Annotated in this window: 17 protein-coding genes; 9 read left to right on the top strand and 8 right to left on the bottom strand. The window is 69.0% G+C overall.

Features of this window, described 5'->3' with window-relative positions:
- Positions 1–2: 2 nt before the first annotated feature.
- The 4 genes from ABD927_RS13280 (at position 3) to ABD927_RS13265 (ending at position 3,374) form a co-directional block, all read left to right on the top strand.
- Complete coding sequence (locus ABD927_RS13280; RefSeq protein ID WP_345250159.1) at positions 3–941, top strand: heterodisulfide reductase-related iron-sulfur binding cluster; 939 nt, start codon at positions 3–5, stop codon at positions 939–941.
- Positions 942–949: 8 nt separating this feature from the next.
- Positions 950–1,279, top strand: a complete 330-nt coding sequence (locus ABD927_RS13275) for a Rieske (2Fe-2S) protein (protein ID WP_345250157.1) — start codon at positions 950–952, stop codon at positions 1,277–1,279.
- Positions 1,280–1,368: 89 nt separating this feature from the next.
- Entirely contained in the window at positions 1,369–2,349 is a 981-nt protein-coding gene (locus ABD927_RS13270; RefSeq protein ID WP_345250155.1) for a Bug family tripartite tricarboxylate transporter substrate binding protein, read from the top strand.
- A gap of 83 nt (positions 2,350–2,432) precedes the next feature.
- Positions 2,433–3,374, top strand: coding sequence for a LysR family transcriptional regulator (locus ABD927_RS13265; protein WP_345250152.1), 942 nt, complete (start codon positions 2,433–2,435; stop codon positions 3,372–3,374).
- On the opposite strand, the gene ABD927_RS13260 is transcribed toward ABD927_RS13265, so the two are convergent.
- Together ABD927_RS13260 and ABD927_RS13255 are read right to left on the bottom strand one after the other, a co-directional pair.
- Entirely contained in the window at positions 3,371–4,162 is a 792-nt protein-coding gene (locus ABD927_RS13260) for a GntR family transcriptional regulator (RefSeq protein WP_345250150.1), read from the bottom strand. The two genes, ABD927_RS13265 and ABD927_RS13260, sit on opposite strands and share 4 nt — an antisense overlap.
- Positions 4,159–5,589, bottom strand: coding sequence for an MmgE/PrpD family protein (locus ABD927_RS13255; RefSeq protein ID WP_345250148.1), 1,431 nt, complete (start codon positions 5,587–5,589; stop codon positions 4,159–4,161). The genes ABD927_RS13260 and ABD927_RS13255 overlap by 4 nt, the downstream gene beginning before the upstream one ends.
- Before the next feature lie 158 nt (positions 5,590–5,747).
- On the opposite strand from ABD927_RS13255, the gene ABD927_RS13250 reads away from it, so the two are divergent.
- From ABD927_RS13250 to ABD927_RS13230, 5 genes are all read left to right on the top strand, one after another.
- The gene (locus tag ABD927_RS13250) at positions 5,748–6,959 is read left to right on the top strand and encodes a CaiB/BaiF CoA transferase family protein (RefSeq protein ID WP_345250146.1); all 1,212 of its coding nucleotides are present in this window, start codon (positions 5,748–5,750) and stop codon (positions 6,957–6,959) included.
- 37 nt (positions 6,960–6,996) lie between these two features.
- Positions 6,997–7,986: a hydroxymethylglutaryl-CoA lyase gene (locus tag ABD927_RS13245; RefSeq protein WP_345250144.1), complete on the top strand. Its 990-nt coding sequence runs from the start codon at positions 6,997–6,999 to the stop codon at positions 7,984–7,986.
- Positions 7,983–8,996 carry a TauD/TfdA family dioxygenase gene (locus ABD927_RS13240; protein ID WP_345250142.1) on the top strand — a complete coding sequence of 338 codons (1,014 nt, stop codon included), beginning with the start codon at positions 7,983–7,985 and terminating at the stop codon, positions 8,994–8,996. The genes ABD927_RS13245 and ABD927_RS13240 overlap by 4 nt, the downstream gene beginning before the upstream one ends.
- A 135-nt stretch (positions 8,997–9,131) precedes the next feature.
- On the top strand, positions 9,132–10,109 hold the full coding sequence (locus tag ABD927_RS13235) for a Bug family tripartite tricarboxylate transporter substrate binding protein (protein WP_345250140.1): 978 nt from the start codon (positions 9,132–9,134) through the stop codon (positions 10,107–10,109).
- Positions 10,110–10,134: 25 nt separating this feature from the next.
- Complete coding sequence (locus ABD927_RS13230) at positions 10,135–10,989, top strand: fumarylacetoacetate hydrolase family protein (protein ID WP_345250138.1); 855 nt, start codon at positions 10,135–10,137, stop codon at positions 10,987–10,989.
- 53 nt (positions 10,990–11,042) lie between these two features.
- On the opposite strand, the gene ABD927_RS13225 is transcribed toward ABD927_RS13230, so the two are convergent.
- From ABD927_RS13225 to gcvH, 6 genes are all read right to left on the bottom strand, one after another.
- On the bottom strand, positions 11,043–11,366 hold the full coding sequence (locus tag ABD927_RS13225; protein WP_345250136.1) for a P-II family nitrogen regulator: 324 nt from the start codon (positions 11,364–11,366) through the stop codon (positions 11,043–11,045).
- A gap of 9 nt (positions 11,367–11,375) precedes the next feature.
- Positions 11,376–14,477 carry an efflux RND transporter permease subunit gene (locus tag ABD927_RS13220; RefSeq protein ID WP_345250134.1) on the bottom strand — a complete coding sequence of 1,034 codons (3,102 nt, stop codon included), beginning with the start codon at positions 14,475–14,477 and terminating at the stop codon, positions 11,376–11,378.
- A gap of 3 nt (positions 14,478–14,480) precedes the next feature.
- Entirely contained in the window at positions 14,481–15,626 is a 1,146-nt protein-coding gene (locus ABD927_RS13215) for an efflux RND transporter periplasmic adaptor subunit (RefSeq protein ID WP_345250132.1), read from the bottom strand.
- A gap of 8 nt (positions 15,627–15,634) precedes the next feature.
- Complete coding sequence (locus ABD927_RS13210) at positions 15,635–16,870, bottom strand: TolC family protein (RefSeq protein WP_345250130.1); 1,236 nt, start codon at positions 16,868–16,870, stop codon at positions 15,635–15,637.
- Between the two features lie 177 nt (positions 16,871–17,047).
- Positions 17,048–17,536 carry a hypothetical protein gene (locus ABD927_RS13205; protein ID WP_345250128.1) on the bottom strand — a complete coding sequence of 163 codons (489 nt, stop codon included), beginning with the start codon at positions 17,534–17,536 and terminating at the stop codon, positions 17,048–17,050.
- Between the two features lie 64 nt (positions 17,537–17,600).
- On the bottom strand, positions 17,601–17,981 hold the full coding sequence (gcvH, locus tag ABD927_RS13200; RefSeq protein ID WP_345250126.1) for a glycine cleavage system protein GcvH: 381 nt from the start codon (positions 17,979–17,981) through the stop codon (positions 17,601–17,603).
- Positions 17,982–18,043: the final 62 nt, after the last annotated feature.

Raw genomic sequence — 18,043 nt, 5'->3', positions numbered from 1 at the left:
ACATGCAGATCCATCGTCCGAAAACCTACACCTTCGTGTTCGAGAACGTCCGCGCGATGTCGGCGATGCTGTCGCCGCCGGAGCTGACCTGGTTCACCGAGATTCCCGACGATGGCATCGCGCGGCCGTTCTACCTCCACCTGTCGTGCATGGCGCATCTCACCCCGCACATCCCCTACATCGCGCAGGCCGTCCTTCACAGGCTGGATCTTCCCTGTCCGATCGTAGGCGGCCCCGAGCACTGTTGCGGGGGATACCATCATGTATTCCAGGACAAGAAGCTGGAAAAGAAAAGCGCCGTCATCACGTTGAACGCCCTGCGCAAGGCCAGCGCGGCCACGGTGCTCTCCATATGCCCGAGCTGCGACGAACGCTTTGCCGAGCACCGCCCGGCCTCGCTCGAGCTCGACCACGGCAATGTGTCGCGCCTGTTCGCCGGACTGCTCGACCGGCTGCGCCCGATGATGAAACCCGTGCCACGCCGGGCGATCCTCCATTACCACGACTACAACGAGGCGCGCCGGCAGGACGAAGGCAACATCCGCGCGATTCTTTCCGCCATTCCCGGACTCGAACTGATCGAATCCGTGCACGCCCACGGCCAGGGCAAGGATTGCAATCCGCGCAACCGGATGCCGCCGGAACAGACGGCCCGCCTGCTCGACGATGCGAAACGCGCCGCCGCCGACATGCTGGTGGTCCCGTACCATTCCTGCTTCAGGCAGAACTGCCACCTCGAACTCGGCGCAGGGCCCAAGGTGCACCACTACCTCGAACTGCTCGCCATGGCGCTGGGCATTGCGTACGAGGATCCGTTCAAGCAGCTGCGGCTGGCGAACGACGTCGATGCGGCGGTGGAAATGCTGCGTCCGCGATGGGAGGCGCTGCGCCTGGAGCGCAGCGACGTGCGGGCCTTCGTGCACCATTCCGTCTATTCGTGAGGGCCGCCATGGAAGCATCCACCACGGAAAGCGAATGGATCCACCTGGGCGCCAGCGAAGATTTCGGCGCCGGATGCCCGATCGTCGAACGCCAGCGGCGCCGATTCGTCGTGGCGATCCTCGACAACAGGATATTCGCGTTCGACGCGCTGTGCCCGCATGCCTTCGGTCCGATGCACCTGGCCGAGGTGCAGGGAACGGTCGTCACCTGCCCCTTGCACGCCTGGCGATTCGACCTCGAACAGGATGGCCGGGAGCTGCATGGCTATCGAGGCTTGCAGACATACGCCGTGAAGCAGGAAGGCGGCCAGGTCTACATCGCCAAGAGACCGGCATAGGCCGGCGCGGCGGTCCACCCGGAACGCGGGAGGAAGAGACAAGGCCCTCCGCGCCGGCGGAAGACATTCGCACTGAACAAGGAACTGTCATGGATCTTCATCGCAAGACGCCGCGCATGCTTGCCGCGGTTGTTTGTCTGTTCTTCGGCATGGCTTCGCAGGCATGGGCCGAATCCTGGCCCACGCGCCCGGTCAGGCTGGTGGTACCGCTCGCGGTGGGCGGCGGGGTCGATGCGGTGGCGCGCATCCTGGCCGCCAAGCTGGGGGCGGCCCTCGGCCAGCCGGTGGTGGTGGAGAACCAGGGCGGCGCCGGCGGCACGCTGGCCACCGGCTACGTGGCGAGGTCGCCCGCCGATGGCTATACGCTCATCTTTTCGTCGACCTCGGCGGCGGTGATCAACGCGCTCGTCTACAAGAACCTGCCCTACGACCCCGTCAAGGACTTCGCTCCGGTCTCGCTGTTCGCGACGTCTCCGCTGGTGGCGGTCATCAATCCGCAAGTCCCCGTCCGCGACCTGCCGGAGTTTCTCGCGCTGCTGCGGGCCAATCCTGGCAAATACTCCTATGGCTCATCGGGATATGGAACCATCACGCACCTCGCCGGCGAGTACTTCAAGTCCCTCGCCAAGGTGGACATCGTCCATGTTCCGTACCGCGGCAACGCTGCCGTCCTGCCCGACCTGTTCGGCGGCCGCATTTCATTGATGTTCGACAGCCTGCCGCTGCAGATTCCCAATATCCGCAGCGGCAAGGTCCGCGCCATCGGCCTGCTCGGCAACCAGAAGTCGCCCGAGTTGCCGGACGTGCCCTTGATGAAGGAAACGCTGCCCGGGTTCGAGCTGCAATTCTGGATGGGCGTATATGCGCCGGCCCGGACGCCGAAGCCTATCGTCGAGCGACTCGCCGCCGAGATATCCAAGGTGGCCGCCGACCCGGAGGTCGTGGCGAACCTGGCCAGGCTCGGGGTCGACAGCCGCAGCTCCTCCCCCGGCCAGTTCGACGCGTTCTGGCACGAGCAACTGCGGCAATATGGGAAAATCGTGCAGGCCAACCACATCATGGTGGATTGACGCCGGCGGCCGTCGGGCCGCCATGGGACGGCGATGGCCATGCAATACTGTGCCGTGGCCACCCGGCGCGGCAGGAGTATTGCATGTATCCCGACGTAAAGTTCCGCCAGATCCGCGCCTTCATCGCGGTCGCCGAATGGCGCAGCTTTACCAAGGCCAGCGCCGCCTTGCACATCTCCCAGCCAGCCCTGACGGCCTCCATCAGACAGCTGGAGGAAACGCTGGCGACACGGCTGCTCGATCGCAATACCCGCAGCGTAACGCTGACCGAATCAGGCGAATCGTTCTTCGCCACCGCGAAGTACCTGGTGCGCAGCTTCGATTCTTTCATCGGCGACACCCGGGACAAAGGCAATCTGCAGGCCGGCCAGGTCGTCGTGTCGGCGCTGCCCTCGGTGTCGGCCACGCTGGTCAGGGATTCGATCCCGAAATTCCGCAGGATGTTTCCCGGCGTATCGCTTCATCTCTACGACGGCATCGATCTCGACGTTGCGGGACACGTCGTGCGCATGCAGGCCGATTTCGGCGTCGGCGGGCGCCTCACCCGCTATCCCGAGCTCGATTTCGAGCCCCTGGCCGTCGAAAAGGCCTTCGTCGTCTTCCGCCGCGGGCATTGGCTTGCGCAGCGCAAGAAAGTCGCCGTGGCCGAGCTCGCGGACGAGCCGATGATCGTGCAGAGCCGGCGCACCCGCTGGCAGCAGCTGGTGGAAGAAGCGTTCGTCAAGAGCGATGTCCGGACCAACACGCTATGCGAGGTCCAGCAGCTCAGCAGCCTCAAATCCTTCATCGAAACCGGGCTCGGCGTGGCCATCGTGAATTCGACCTGTCTGCCGGTCGTCGTCGGCGCCGGCATCCTCGCCCGCGAGGTCGCGAGCCCGCCCATCACGCGCGAGATCGGCATCATCACGCGCGCGGGCGGGTCCATGTCGGTAGCGGCGGAAAGCTTTCGGCAGATCATCCACGCCGCGCTGACGCATGCGGGCGCGGGCCCGGCGCAATCGGCCGATGCCGCCCGCCCGGCCTAGCGGCGAACCGGATCGCCCGCTGCCAGGCTGTCCGGCCGCCCCGCGTCGGCGGCCACCGTCGCCAGGAAATGCCGGTAGTTCCGGTGCGCGTTGCCCAGGTGCTCGCGCAGCGCGGCCAGCGCGGCGGCGCCGTCGCCCTTCTGCAAAGCCTGGATGATGCGGCGGTGTTCCGACGAACCGTCGTGGCCGCGCGCGCCGCGGTCGGCCCAGAACCAGTAGCCGTCGTTGCGGCGGCGGAAATTGAGCCGATCGTAGATGTCGCCCAGCATCCGCACCAGCAGCGCGTTGCCGGACAGGCCGGCCAGCGCCAGGTGGAATTCCTGGTCGATGCGGGAACGGTTGACCACGCTCTGGTCGTCCAGCAGGCGCTGGTATTCGGTGTTGAGCCGCATCAGCGACTCGATGCCGTCGGCATCGACGCCACGTTCGAGCGCCGTCTCCAGCGCGCGGATTTCCAGCCCGTAGCGCACGTCGTACAGATCGCTGGCCTCGGTGGCGTCCATCTCGGCCACGAAGTAGCCTCGCGCCGGAATGCGGGTCACATACCCTTCCTGGCACAGCCGCTCGAGCGCATGCCGCACCGGCGTGCGCGACACGTTCAGCGTGCCGGCGATGTGTTCGGGAATCAGCTTGACGCCGGGCCGCACGCGCTGGGCCAGGATGTCGCCGCGCAGCGTTTCGTACACCTTGTGGATGAAGAAGCCGCGGTCGGACTTGGCTGGCGGCGCGCTGCCGGCCGGCTTTTCGACGGCCGCGGCGGCTTTCCCGGAACGGCTGGCGCGGGTCATCGGTTCCCCGCCTCGTGCACGGCCGCGCCGATCGCGGCCGCGAGCGATTCCTGCAAGCGCGCGACGGGCGCCTGCCCATCGACTTCGCGGCACAGGGCGAACAGCCCCGCCGGCGCAGCCGGGCCGGCGCAACCGGCGAACTTGGCCTGCAACGTGGCCGCATCGAGCCAATTGCCAGGCTTGCCGCTGGCCACGTCGACACGGGCCGACTCGAGGCGGCCGTCATCCATCTCCACATCGACGATGGCGGCGAACTCGCGGTCGTCGGCCACGCGCGGGTCCACTTCGACGCCGATGCGGTCCATCAGCGCCGCCGCCTGCGGGCGCCGGATCCGGTCGTCGAGAAAGCTGTCCATGTTGACGGTGTCGTCCAATAAAGCGGCGGCGATGCAATAGCGCATGCTGAACTTGCCCTCCAGCGGCGTGGCGGGGCGGTCATGGATCAAGGGCTGCAGCGCGAATTTCGACGCGCCCACCCGCACCCGCCGGACCGCAGCGGGATTGTAATCCGCGAGCCTGCGGCGCACCGCGCGCGCGGCGTCGATGGCCGGATGGGTGGCCGCGCAGCACGGATAGGCCTTGAGCGCGATGCCGGTGTCGGTGAGGATTTCCAGCGGCTCGCCCCAGGGCTTGGCGCGGCCGCCCGCGGCGCCGGCGCCGCCGAGCACCTTGAAGAAGCCGTGGCGGCCCTCCAGCGCATCGTCGGCGCTGGTCAGGCCGGCGGCCGCCAGCCGCGCCGCCAGGATGGCCGAGCGGCCCGGCAGGCCGGCATGCAGCGGCTTGGTCATGGTGCCGAAGTTCTGCCGCACCCCGCCCGCCATCGAGGCGGCGATGCCGATGGCCTGGCGCGTGGCCGGGCCGGGCAGTCCCTCCAGCCAGCACACGGCGGCGGTGGCGGCCAGCGTGCCCAGCGTGGCGGTGGCGTGCCAGCCGGCCTCGTAGTGCGCCAGGTTCAGCCGGCGGCCCAGCTGGCCCAGCACTTCCAGGCCGACCACGTAGGCCCGCAGCAGCGCCGCGCCGCCGGCCTGCAGCGCGCTGGCGCGCGCCAGCAGCGGCGGCAGCAGCAGCGCCGTGGGATGGCAGTAGGCCGGATGGCTGATGTCGTCGAAATCCACCGCATGGGCGAGCGTGCCCAGGTACAGCGCGGCCGCGCCCTGCGCGTCGGTATCGGCACGGGCCAGCGCGGCCGGCGCCAGCCGGGCCGCCACGTCATGGCCGGTGGCGGCCGCGCCGAACAAGGCGGTGCGCAGCGGCGCCTCCAGCGGCTGGCGGGCGCCCAGCAGCATGCAGCCGACCGAATCGGTGATCGCGTCGGTGGCGCGCCGGACGGCTTCGGCCGGCAGCGGGGCATCGCGCAAGGCATCGCCGAAGCGGATCAGGGCGGCGGTGAAATCCCGGTTCGGGTCGATCGCGTCGGCTTGGTCCACGCCGGTTCTCCATAAGCATAAGACGGGGGTGCGCTCATTATGGCACCCCTGGTGCTCTTTAGCATCCAAATCAAGGCCCAATTAAAGGTCCACAACTGGATCCAGTTCGTGATAAACTGGCCGCCAACGTCGTCACGGTGCCGCCACAACCCATCGCCATGCCTACCGCCGAGTCCTCCGTACCGCCGATTCCGAACCGTCTGCCGCTGTCCGGCCTGGTCGTGCTGGAAATGGCGCACACCGTCATGGGGCCCTGTTGCGGCCTGGTGCTGGCCGACCTGGGGGCCGAGGTGATCCGCGTCGAGCCGGCGCCCGGCGGCGACCGCACGCGCCGGCTGCGCGGCTTCGCCAGCGGCTTCTTCTCCTACTTCAACCGCAACAAGCGGAGCCTCTGTCTGGACCTGAAGTCCGAACGCGGGATGGCGCTGGCGCGCCGGCTGATCGCCCGCGCCGACGTGCTGGTCGAGAACTTCGCCCCCGGCACGCTGGATCGCCTCGGGCTCGACTGGGAAACGCTGCACGCGCTCAACCCGCGGCTGGTGTTCTGCGCGCTGAAGGGTTTCCTGCCGGGCCCCTACGAACACCGGCCGGCGCTGGACGAGATCGTGCAGTACATGACGGGCCTGGCCTATATGACCGGCCCCCCGGGCCAGCCGCTGCGGGCCGGCGCCTCGGTGGTCGACATCATGGGCGGCGTGATGGGCGCGGTGGCGATCCTGGCCGCGCTGCGCCAGCGCGACGCCGACGGCGTGGGCCGCCGCGTCACCAGTTCGCTGTATGAGTCGTCGGCCTTCCTGGTGGCCCAGCATATGGCGGGCGAGGCCGTCACCGGCGTGCCGGCGCCGCCCATGCCGGCGCGCGACAGCGCGTGGGCCATCTACGAAACCTTCCCCACCGCCGACGGCACGCCGCTGTTCGTCGGCATTACTTCCGACCGCCACTGGGAAGCCTTCTGCCGGCACTTCGGACGCGAAGACTTGCTGGCCGACCCGCGCTACGCCGCCAACGAAGAGCGCGTGCGCCACCGCGACACGCTGCGGCCGCAGGTGGCGGCGGCGATCGCCGCGCGCCCGATCGAAGAACTGTGCGGGATCCTGGAACGCATCGGCGTGCCGTTCTCGCCCGTGCGCCGGCCGGGCGAGCTGTTCGACGATCCGCAGTTGCGCGCCAACGACCGCATGCTGCGCACCGTGATGCCGGACGGCCGCACCGTTCCTTTCCCCAGCCTGCCGCTGGAGATCGACGGCAAGGCCCCGCCGCTGCGCCGCCAGCCGCCCGCGGCCGGCCAGCACACCGACGAAATCCTCGCCTCGCTCGGCCTGGAGGCCGCCGAGATCGCCGAACTGCGGGCCGCGCAGGTGGTGCGATGAACGCGCCCGCCCGGCCGCAGCGACAGGAGGCCCGCCAGTGAACGCCACGCGCTTCCCGGCCCGCGTCGACATCTTCGAAGAAGGCGTGCGCGAGGGCTTCCAGTCGCTGCCGATGGTGGTGCCGACCGAGGTCAAGCTGGACATCATCCGCCGGCTCTCCGCCACCGGCCTGAAGCAGATCGCCGCCGCCTCCTTCGTGCGTCCCGACCGCGTGCCGGGCTGGGCCGACGCCGAAGAGGTGGCGAGCCGGCTGGAGCCGGTCGACGGCGTGTCGTATTCGGCCCTGTGGTTCAACCGGCGCGGCCTGGAGCGCGCCGCCCGCCACGCCGGCCGGCTCGAGCTGTTGGGCTCGCTCACGCTGTCGGCCTCGCGCGCCTTCATCCAGCGCAACCAGAACATCGGCTACGAACAGGCGCTGCGCCAGCTCGACGACGTGGTGGCCTGGTGCCGCGAACTGTCGATCCCGGTGCCGCGCGCCGCCGTGTCGGCCGCCTTCGGCTGCAACTACGAAGGACCCGGCTCGCTCTCCCGTCTGCTCGAGGTCGTGGCCGACCTGCGCGGCTGCGCGCGCAAGCATGGCCTGGAAATCGAATACCTGACCCTGGCCGACACCATGGGCTGGGCCGACCCCGTCCAGGTCGGCGCCTATGTGGACGCGGTGCGCGCGGCCTGGCCCGGCGTGCGCATCTGCCTGCACCTGCACGACACGCGCGGCCTGGGCCTGGCCAATGCCTATGCCGGCCTGGCCGCCGGCGTCGACCTCTTCGACGCCAGCCTGGGCGGGCTGGGCGGCTGTCCCTTCGGCGGCAGCGTGCGCGCCTCCGGCAACGTCAGCACCGAAGACCTGGTCTACCTGTGCCACCGGCTGGGCATCGCCACCGGCGTCGACCTGGCCCGCCTGGTGGCCGTCTCGCGCCATGCCGAGGAAGTGCTGGGCATCCCGCTGCCCGGACGCCTGAAGAACGTGGCCGACGCCTGCATCGGCCTGCCCCCCGCACCCTCCATTGCCGAGGTATCCGCATCATGACCGCCTCAACGTTCGCCCCCATCGACCACCCGTCGGCCTGGCGCGCCGCCGACGTCGCCGATTCGCCCGCCTGGCGCGTGAGGCTGGCGCCCGAGGCGGCCGCCGAACTGGCGGGCGGGGCCGCCCGCACCGATCGCGCCTCGCTGGCCTCGATCACCGCCAGCCCGGTGGACCGCGCCGCCTTCCCCGCCGCCGCTGCGCAGCTGGCCGCCATCGAGCGCGAGGTGATGCTGGGCCGCGGCTTCGTGCTGCTCAACGGCCTCGACCCCGGCCTGGACGACGGCATGCTCAAGGCCTGCTACTGGATCATCGCCAACCTGCTCGGCACGCCGCTCAGCCAGAACTCCTACGGCGACCTGCTGTGCGACGTGATCGACACCGGCAAGAAGATCGGCGAAAAGCGCGTGCGCGGCTACCAGACCAACGCCGACCTGAAATTCCATACCGACCGCGCCGACATCGTCGGCCTGCTATGCGTGCGCAAGGCCATGCGCGGCGGCAGCAGCAGCATTTCGAGCGCGGTCACGGCCTACAACGAACTGCTGCGCCGCCGCCCAGAGCTGCTGGTGCCGCTCACCGAAGGCCTGTACTACATGAACGTGGAAGAAGGCGGCGACTCCAGCCTCAAGCGCGTGCCGATCTTCGACCTGCGCGACGGCGTGCTGTCGTGCCGCTACTCGCGCAACACCATGGCCACCGCGATGCTCAACGGCGCGCCGTTCACCGAATTGGAAAAAGAAGCCCTCGACGCGCTCGACGCGCTGGCGGCCGACCCCGCGCTCAGGCTCGACATGACGCTGGAGCGCGGCGACATCCAGCTCATCAACAACTACACCACCCTGCACGCGCGCACCGCGTTCGAAGACTATCCCGACCCCCGGCTCAAGCGCTGCAAGACGCGCGCCTGGATGCGCAGCCTGAGCGGCCGCCCGGTCGGCCCCCACTTCGACGACTACGCCGGCGTGCCGGTCACGCTAGAGCGCGAGATCGCCCGCCGTGCGGCAGTCTGACCGAGGACGCCGCGGATCCGGCTTCGCCGGTCCGCCAGCGTCGCCCCCCCGGGGGGGGCGCGCGAAGCGCGTAGGGGGAGCCCAATGCAGCGGCCGCCAGAGCCGCGCCCACGACATCACGAGGAGGATGGAGAAATGAAAAAGCAAGCAATGTTCGCCCGCGGCGCCGCCGCCGTGGCCGTCCTGCTGTCGCTGGCCTGCGGCGCCGCCGCCGCGCAGGACTACCCCAACCGCCCGGTGCGCAGCATCGTCGGCTACCCGCCGGGCGGCGCGGTCGACACCAACGCCCGCATACTGGGCCAGGCGCTGAGCAAGCTGTGGGGGCAGTCGGTGGTGATCGAGAACCGCGGCGGCGCCGGCTCCACCATCGGCACCGCCATGGCGGCCCAGGCCGCGCCCGACGGCTATGCCTACCTGGTGGTATCGCCGGCCCACGCCATCAATGCCACCCTGTACAAGAAGCTGCCGTACGACACCGAGAAAGACTTCGCCCCCGTCGCCCAGCTGACCGAATCGCCGCTGATCCTGTTCGTGAACCCGTCTTTGCCGGTCAATTCCGTGGCCGAGCTGATCGCCTACGCCAAGGCCCATCCCGGCAAGCTCAACTACGGCTCGTCCGGCAACGGCACCTCCGTGCACCTGGCCGGCGCCCTGTTCAACATGATGGCCGGCACCCGCATGACGCACATCCCCTACAACGGCGGCGGCCCGGCCTACAACGCCCTGCTGGCCGGCGACGTCGACCTGATGTTCGGCGGCGTCGAAGGCCTGCCGCACGCCAAGTCCGGCAAGCTCAAGGCCCTGGCCGTCACCACTCCGCGCCGCGCCCCCGGCTACGCCGACATCCCGACCGTGGCCGAATCCGGCCTGCCAGGCTACGAGGTGGAGGCCTGGTACGGCGTGTACGTTCCGGCCGCCACGCCCAAGGACATCGTCGCCCGCCTGAACCGAGACATCAACCGCGCGCTCGAAACCGACGAGGTCAGGAAACGCTACGGCGAGCTCGGCTTCAGCGTCGTCCACGGCACGCCGGAACAGTTCGCCGAATTCAGCAAGTCCGAAATCGCCAAGTGGCGCAAAGTAGTACAGTTCGCAAACGCAGGAATCGACTGACTACCCAGACTCCAGGAGGCATTGCATGAAGCTCGTCACGTTCCAACCGCGCCGCGGCGGCGCCCCTTCCTTCGGCGTCGCCCGCGACGACGGCATCGTCGACCTGGGCGCCGACTGGCCCGACGTCGGCGGCGTGCGCGGCCTGATCGAGCGCAACCTGCTGGCCGAAGCCGCTGCCCGCGCCAAGGACCGCCCGGCCTCGCACGCCCTGGCCGACGTGACGCTGCTGCCACCCATCCCCGTCCCCGGCAAGATCCTGTGCGTGGGCCGCAACTACATGGACCACGTGGCCGAGCTGGGCGACAAGCCGCGCGGCCATCCCAGCATCTTCATCCGCCTCACCAACACCCTGGTCGGCCACGAAGGCCAGCTGGTCCGCCCCAAGGTATCGGACAACTTCGACTTCGAAGGCGAACTGCTGCTGGTGATCGGCAAGCACGGCCGCCACATCAAGCCCGAAGACGCGCTCGACCACATCGCCGGCTACGCCTGCTTCAACGACGCCAGCGTGCGCAACTACCAGTTCGAGCACTGCCTGATCGTCGGCAAGAACTTCCACGCCACCGGCGGCTTCGGCCCCTGGATCGTGACCGCCGACGAAGTGGGCGACCCGCGCGAGCTCACGCTCGAAACGCGCCTGAACGGCCAGCGGGTGCAGCACTCCACCGTCGACAAGCTGATCTGGGACATCCCCACCCTGATCAACTACCTGTCGACCATCACCCCGCTCGAACCGGGCGACGTGATCGCCACCGGCACGCCCGAAGGCGTCGGCTATTCGCGCAAGCCGCAGCTGTGGATGAAGCCGGGCGACACGATCGAAGTCGACATCTCGCGCATCGGCGTGCTGCGCCACACGATCGTCGACGAAGCGGCCTGACCGGCAGCACCCGCCCCGTCCCGGCGTAAGACCGGAGGCGGGGCCGGCGGATGTCAATCCCCCGGCTTCCACACGTACTCGAAAGCCTCCGCCGCCGTCATCCAGACGATGCCGTCCCCCACATGCTGGGTGGCCGCAGCTTCCAGGATCGCCTTGCGCAGTCCTTCCGCATGGGCGTCCTCGGCCACGATCTCGATCCGCACTTTGGGCGAGAAATCCAGAAGCTCTTCCTTGATCCCGTGCGGCACGTGTCGCTGGGGCGAACTGCAGCCCTCGACCCGGGTCACGGTCATCCCCGGAAACCCCGGCACCTTGCGCAGCGCTTCGCGGACCTCGTCCAGCCGGAACGGCTGGATGATCGCCTTGATCTCTTTCATGGCATCCTCCTAGGCTTCGGCCGGTTCTTCGTCGAACCAGCGATACAAAGTGGGCAGCACCAGCAGCGTCAGCAAGGTGCAGCTGATCAGCCCGCCGATCACCACCACCGCCAGCGGCCGCTGCACTTCCGACCCCGGACCGGTGGCGAACAGGAACGGGATCAGGCCCAGCATCGCCACCGTGGCCGTCATCATCACCGGCCGGAAGCGCATCCTGGCGCCCTCCACCACCGCTTCGGCCAGCGGCATCCCTTCGCGCCGCAGGCTGCGGATGTAGGACACCATCACCACCCCGTTGAGCACCGCGATGCCCCACAGCGCGATGAAGCCGACGGAGGCCGGCACCGACAGGTATTCCCCGCTGACGAACAGCCCGACGATGCCGCCGATCGACGCGAACGGCAGCACCGTGATGATCAGGGTCGCGTAGCGCACCGAGTTGAACAGCAGGAACAACAGGAAGAAGATCGCCGCCACCGTGACGGGCACGATGATCATCAAGTGGCCCAGCGCGCGCTGCATGTTCTGGAACTGCCCGCCCCATTCCAGGTAGTACCCGGTCGGCAGCGACACCTTCTCCTGCACCGCCTGCTGCAGTTCAGCCACGAAGCCGCCCAGGTCGCGGCCCTGCACGTTGATGGCCACCACCACGCGCCGCTTGCCGCCCTCGCGGCTGATCTGCGCCGGCCCGTCGCGCACCTCGATCGTGGCCAGGCTTTCCAGCGGCACCCGCACGCCGCGCGGCGTGGTCAGCAGCAGTTGCCGGATCGCCGACACGTCGTCGCGGAATTCCTCGGGCAGCCGCACCGCGGCCGAGAAGCGCCGCTCGCCTTCGAAGATCTCGGTGGCGGTCTTGCCGGCGATCGCCACTTCGATCACGTCGTGCACGTCCGACACGTTCAGGCCGTAGCGCGCGATGGCCTGGCGGTCGATATTGATCGACAGGTACTGCTGGCCGCTTACCCGCTCGACCCGGATGTCGCGCGCGCCGGCGATGCCGCCGGCCACCCGCGCCACCTCGTTGGCCTTCTGCAGCAGCCGGTCCAGGTCTTCGCCGAACACCTTGACCGCCACGTCGGAGCGCACGCCGGTCACCATCTCGTCCACGCGGTCGGAAATCGGCTGCGCCATCACCACCTGGGCGCTCGGGATCGCGGCCAGCTTCTTCTGCATTGCCTCGGCGATGTCGTCCTGCGTCCAGCCCTCGGGCCACTGGTCGCGCGGCTTCAGGCTCACGATGGGTGTCGATTCGTTTTGCGCCTGCGGGTCGGCCGGGCTTTCGCCGCGGCCCACGCCCGACACCGCCGACTTCACGCCTGGCACCTCCATCACCAGCCGCATGGCCTGCTTTTCGAGCGCGATCGATTCTTCCAGCGAGATGTTGGGCACCCGGTTGATGCCCGGCACGACCGAACCCTCCTTCATCTCGGGAATGAAGGAGGTGCCCAGCAGCGGCAGCAGCGCCAGCGAGGCGGCGAAGGCCAGCACCGCCGCGATCACGGTCTTCCTGCCGTTGCGCAGCACCGCGTCGAGCATCTTCAGATAGCGCGTCTTCAGGAAACCGATCAGTCGCGTATCGTGCTCGGCGCCGCCCTTGAGCAGATAGGAGGACAGCACCGGCGACAGCGTCAGCGACAGCACCAGCGAGATCGCCAGCGCGATGGCGATGGTGTAGGCCAGCGGCGCGAACATCTTGCCTTCCATGCCCTGCAGCGTCATCAGCGGCAAGAACACCAGGATGATGATGCCGATGCCGAACACCACCGGCGTGGCCACCTCGGCCACCGCTTTCAGGATGACGCGGACCTTGCTTTCGCCGGACTCGCGGGCGCGGCCCAGGTGGGCGAAGGCGTTCTCCACCACCACCACCGAGCCGTCCACCATCAGGCCGATCGCCACCGCCAGCCCGCCCAGCGACATCAGGTTGGCCGAGATGCCGAGCCGGTTCATCGCGAAGAAGGTGAGCAGCGGCGTCAGCACCAGCGTGGCCACCACGATCAGCGACGAACGCACGTCGCCCAGGAACAGGAACAGCACCAGCACCACGAAGGCCACGCCCTCCAGCAGCACCTTGGCCACCGTCCACAGCGCGGCGTCGACCAGCTCGCTGCGGTCGTAGTAGGGCACGATCCGCAGCCCGTCGGGCAGCATGCCGCGCTCGTTGATCTCGGCCACCCGCCGCTGCACGCGCGACACCACCTCCTTGGCGTTGCCGCCGCGCATCATCATCACGATGCCGCCCACCGATTCGGTCACGCCGTTCTTGACCACCGCGCCGTAGCGCACCTCGTGGCCGATGGTCACCTGCGCCACGTCGCGGATGTAGACCGGCGTGCCGTCGGATTCCGACAGCACGATGTTGCCGATGTCGTCCAGGTTCTCGATCAGGCCCACGCCGCGGATCAGGTACTGCTCGGCATAGTGCGGCAGGATGCCGCCGCCCGAATTGGCGTTGTTGCGCGCCAGCGCCTCGTACACCTGCTGGACCGACACGCCGTAGTGGGTCATGCGGTCGGGGCTGATCAGCACCTGGTACTGCTTGACGTAGCCGCCCTGCGAGTTGATCTCGGCCACCTGCGGGATCGAGCGCAGCAAGGGGCGCACCACCCAGTCCTGCACGATGCGGCGTTCGGTCAGCTCCTGCGGCGTCAGCTCGCGGTCGCCGTCGTCGGGACGGTCCAGCGTGTACTGGTAGATTTCGCCCAGGCCGGTGGAGACCGGACCGAGCACCGGCGTCACGCCGGCGGGCATGCGGCCGCCCACCTCGATCAGCCGCTCCATCACCAGCTGGCGGGCGAAATAGACGTCGGTGGCATCGGTGAACACCAGCGTGATCAGCGACAGCCCGGGCTTGTTCAGCGAACGCATTTCCTCCAGCCCCGGCAGGCCGGTCATCGCGATCTCGATCGGCACGGTAATGAAGCGTTCCACCTCTTCGGGCGAACGGCCGGTGGCGTCGGTGGCGATCTGCACCTGCACGTTGGTCACGTCGGGGAAGGCATCGACCGACAGCTTGCGCATCGCATCGATGCCGAAGGCCAGCGCCACCGCCGCCAGCACGACGATGACGAGCCGCTGCCGCAGCGCGACGCGGACGAGGTTCTCGAACATGGCCTACTCCTGGGCGGCGCCGGTGCGCTGGTTGTTGAGATGGAAGGCGCCTTCGGCCACCACGCGGTCGCCCGCCTTGACGCCCGAATCCACCGCCACCTTGCCGTTGTAGCCCTGGCCCAACTGCACCGGCACGGCGCGATACTGGCCGGGGCCGTTCTCGACATAGACCAGGTCCTGGTCGCCGGCGCGCACCACCGCCGAGGACGGGATGACCACCCGCTCGGTGGGCCGGCTGACGATCAGCATGGTCGCCAGCATGGCAGGCTTGAGGCGGCCGCCGGGGTTGTCCAGCGCGGTGCGCACCAGCACCGTCCGGGTCTGCGGATCGACGATCTGGCCCACGTAGATCAGCTCGCCGGAGAATTTCATGTTGCCGAGCGCCGGCACCTCGATATCGACCGTCTGGCCCTGGGCCACCAGGTCGGCCTGCTGCTCGGGCACCTCGGCCACGGCCCACACGCGCGACAGGTCGGCCACGGTGAACAGCGCGTCGGCCGGCTGCACCACCTGGCCCGGCGCCACCTTGAACTCGACCACCGAGCCGCGCAGGGTCGACACCACCGACGAGAACGAACTGATTTCGCCGTCCTGGGCCAGCTTGGCGATGGCCGCCGACGGCATGCCCAGCACGCTCAGCTGGTCGCGCGCCGCGCGCAGCTCGGCGGCGGCGACGGCGTACTCGTTCTCGCGCTTCTGCAGTTCGGCGCGGCCGATCACGTCGGCCGCGAACAGCTGGCGCGCGCGTTCGCGGTTGTTGCGCTGCAGTTCGGTCTGCGCCGAGGCCTTCAGGTAGGCCAGCTGCGCCGTGCCCAGTTCGGTGCTGTGCAGGCGCGCCAGCACGTCGCCCGGCTTGACCTGCTGGCCCAGGCGGGCGTTGATGTCGGTGACCCGGCCGGTCACCGGCGCGCCGATGCGGGCCACGCGCTGCAGGTCGAAATCGATGCGGCCGGCCACGCGCAGGATCTCGCCGAACGGTTCGAGCCGTGCCTCCTCGGTCTTCAGACGGGCCTGCAAGGCGGCGTCGGCCTCGACCAGGCTGGGGTCGGACCGGGTGGCCTGTTCGGCCGGCGACGGCGTCTTGTCGCCGCAGGCGCCGAGGAGGATCGCCAGCGCGAGCAGCGCGGCGCAAAGGCAGGTACGGGGCATGGTCGTCATCATGGGCCTACTGGCGTGTTGGCCAGCAGCCGTTCGATCTCGACGGCGGCCAGCTGAAGGTCGTATTGGGCGGCGATCAGTTCATTGCGCGCGTTGCGCAAGACCCGCTGGGCATCGAGGTAATCGATGATGCCCCGCTCGCCGAATCGGTAGGCGGCCTCGGCCACCCGCAGCGCGGCCTCGGCCTGGCGCACGATGCCGGACTCGAAGGCCTCGGCCTGGGCGGCCGCGATCTGGAACTGCTGGTAGGCCGAATCCAGCCCTTGCTGGAGTTCGAACTCGCGCGCCTCCAGCAGGCTGCGCATGCGGATCACGCCGGCAGCGGCCTCGTCGATCGGGCCCTGCCGGCGGTCCCACAGCGGCACGCTCAGCACCACCCCGAGGCGGGTGTTGCGCGCGTCGGGCTCGCGCTCGGCTGCCAGCCGCAGCGCCACCGAAGGCAGCCGCAATGAACGCTCGTAGTCGACCGCCAGTTCGGCCCGTTCCACTTCGTCGCGCAGCCGGGCCAATTCCGGATTGGTAGCGGCGAGCACCTCGCGCAGCCGGGCCAGGTCGGGAATGTGCGGCGCGCGCGCCAGCGTGCCGTGCAGCGCATAGTTGCCCGGCAAGCGGTCGCCCACCTGCTGGCGCAGCACCGACTTGGCGCGGCTCACGCGCAGCATCGCCGTCTGGCTGTTCTTCTGCGCGTTCAGCAACTCCGCCTCGGCACGGATCAGTTCGTAGCGCGGCGCGTCGCCGGCGTCCACGCGCACCAGCGCGCGTTCGTAGATCTGCTGCGTGAGCCGCAGGTCTTCCTCCGACGCCTCGAACTCGGCCTGGCGGCGCAGCGCGTCGTAATAGGCCTCCTTGACGCGCGCGGCGAGGTCCGACATGTAGGCGCGCTGGCCCGCCGATACGGCATCCAGCGTCTTGCCGGCGATCTCGCCGCGCAGCCGGCGCTGGCCCGGCAGGTCGATGCGCTGGGTGACGGAATACGTCTGGGTCGGCCCGGCAACCGCGCCGGGCTGGCGCGCCGACACGCGGCCGGTCAGGAATTCGACCTCGGGATTGGGATAGGCGCGGGCGGTGGCGATGCCGGCGCGCGCGGCGTCGACGCCGGCGGCGGTCGCCTGCGCGCCTTTGTTGGTGGCGGCGGCTAGATCCAGCAATTGCTGGAGCGTATAGGGCTGCGCCGCGGACGCCGGAAAGGCGGCAACGGCCAGCCACACCGCCAGGGCGAGTGTGATCGGTTTCATGTAGAGCCTAGTCCTAGGCGCATCGCGCGCCTCGAGAGGCGGCGCAAGCGGACCGGCAAAGCCGGAGCCGCCGCGCGCCGGAAGGCGCCACGGTTGGCGTAGGAAACGTCAAGAAGGAAAGGCGCCGCGGCCGTGGCCGCGTGCTTCGGCTGCGCGGTGTTTCCGCGCGGGAACGCGTCAGGCCGCGCGTCTGGGCGGCTTGTCGGTCTCGAAAACGGGGGCGGGAGGAGGGGTTTGCGGCAAAGCAGCAAACGGGGCATCGCGCAGTGCCGGCGGCACCATCGGCGCGATCAGGGGAAAGTCGAACTCATGCTGCTCGCCGGATGCCGACAGCAGCGCGGTGGAGTCGTCGGCCGGGATGCGGCACGACAACTCGTCGACGCTGACGTGGCTCCACTCCGGCGCCGAAACCTGTTCGACGATGTCGAGCGGCTCGTCGTCGAAGAATTCCCAGGTGGGCAGGCCGAGCCGGTTGAGAGTGAAGCCGAGGCCGGAATCGGCCTGGACGGCCGCGCGCAGCGCCGGTTCGGCGGCGAACTGCTGCACGCCGGCGGCATCGTGCTGGACGACGGTTTCGGCGGCCTTCTGCTTGCACTGGAACATGCCTGCCCAGACGAAGTGGGTAGGCGCCAAAGCCAGGACGAGAAGAGCCAGCCAATAACGCATGTGCAGCATTTTAGCGAGAGGCCGTTTTTTTGCCAATTGGCGCGGCCATGGCTGGCACCGCCCATCAGCCTTGCGCCGCCACCGCCTCGTAGCCGGCCGCGTCCAGCAGCGCGGCGGTGTCTTCCAGCCGCACCGGCTTGAGCTTGAAGATCCAGGCGTCATAGGGCGCCGCGTTGATCTTCTCGGGTTCGGCCGACAGCTCGTCGTTGAAGGCGACGATCTCGCCGTCCACCGGCGCATGGATGTCGGAGGCGGTCTTGACCGATTCCACCACGCCGGCCGGGTCGCCGGCCTTCAGCACGGCGCCGACCTTCACGTCGCCGACGAAGACCAGGTCGCCCAGCGCGTCCTGCGCGGTGTCGGTGATGCCGACGACCAGCAGGTCGCCGTCGGTGCGTACCCATTCGTGGGTCGCCGCGTATTTCAGGTCGGTGGGTGTGTGCATGGTGCGCTCTCGGGAAATCGGATGATGGCTAGGGGTATATCGGTGCAATCGAAGGGGGTGGG

The sequence above is a fragment of the Pigmentiphaga soli genome, assembly GCF_039541095.1.
Classification (GTDB): Bacteria; Pseudomonadota; Gammaproteobacteria; order Burkholderiales; family Burkholderiaceae_B; genus Pigmentiphaga; species Pigmentiphaga soli.
This window is presented reverse-complemented; position numbering and strand designations above follow the sequence as displayed.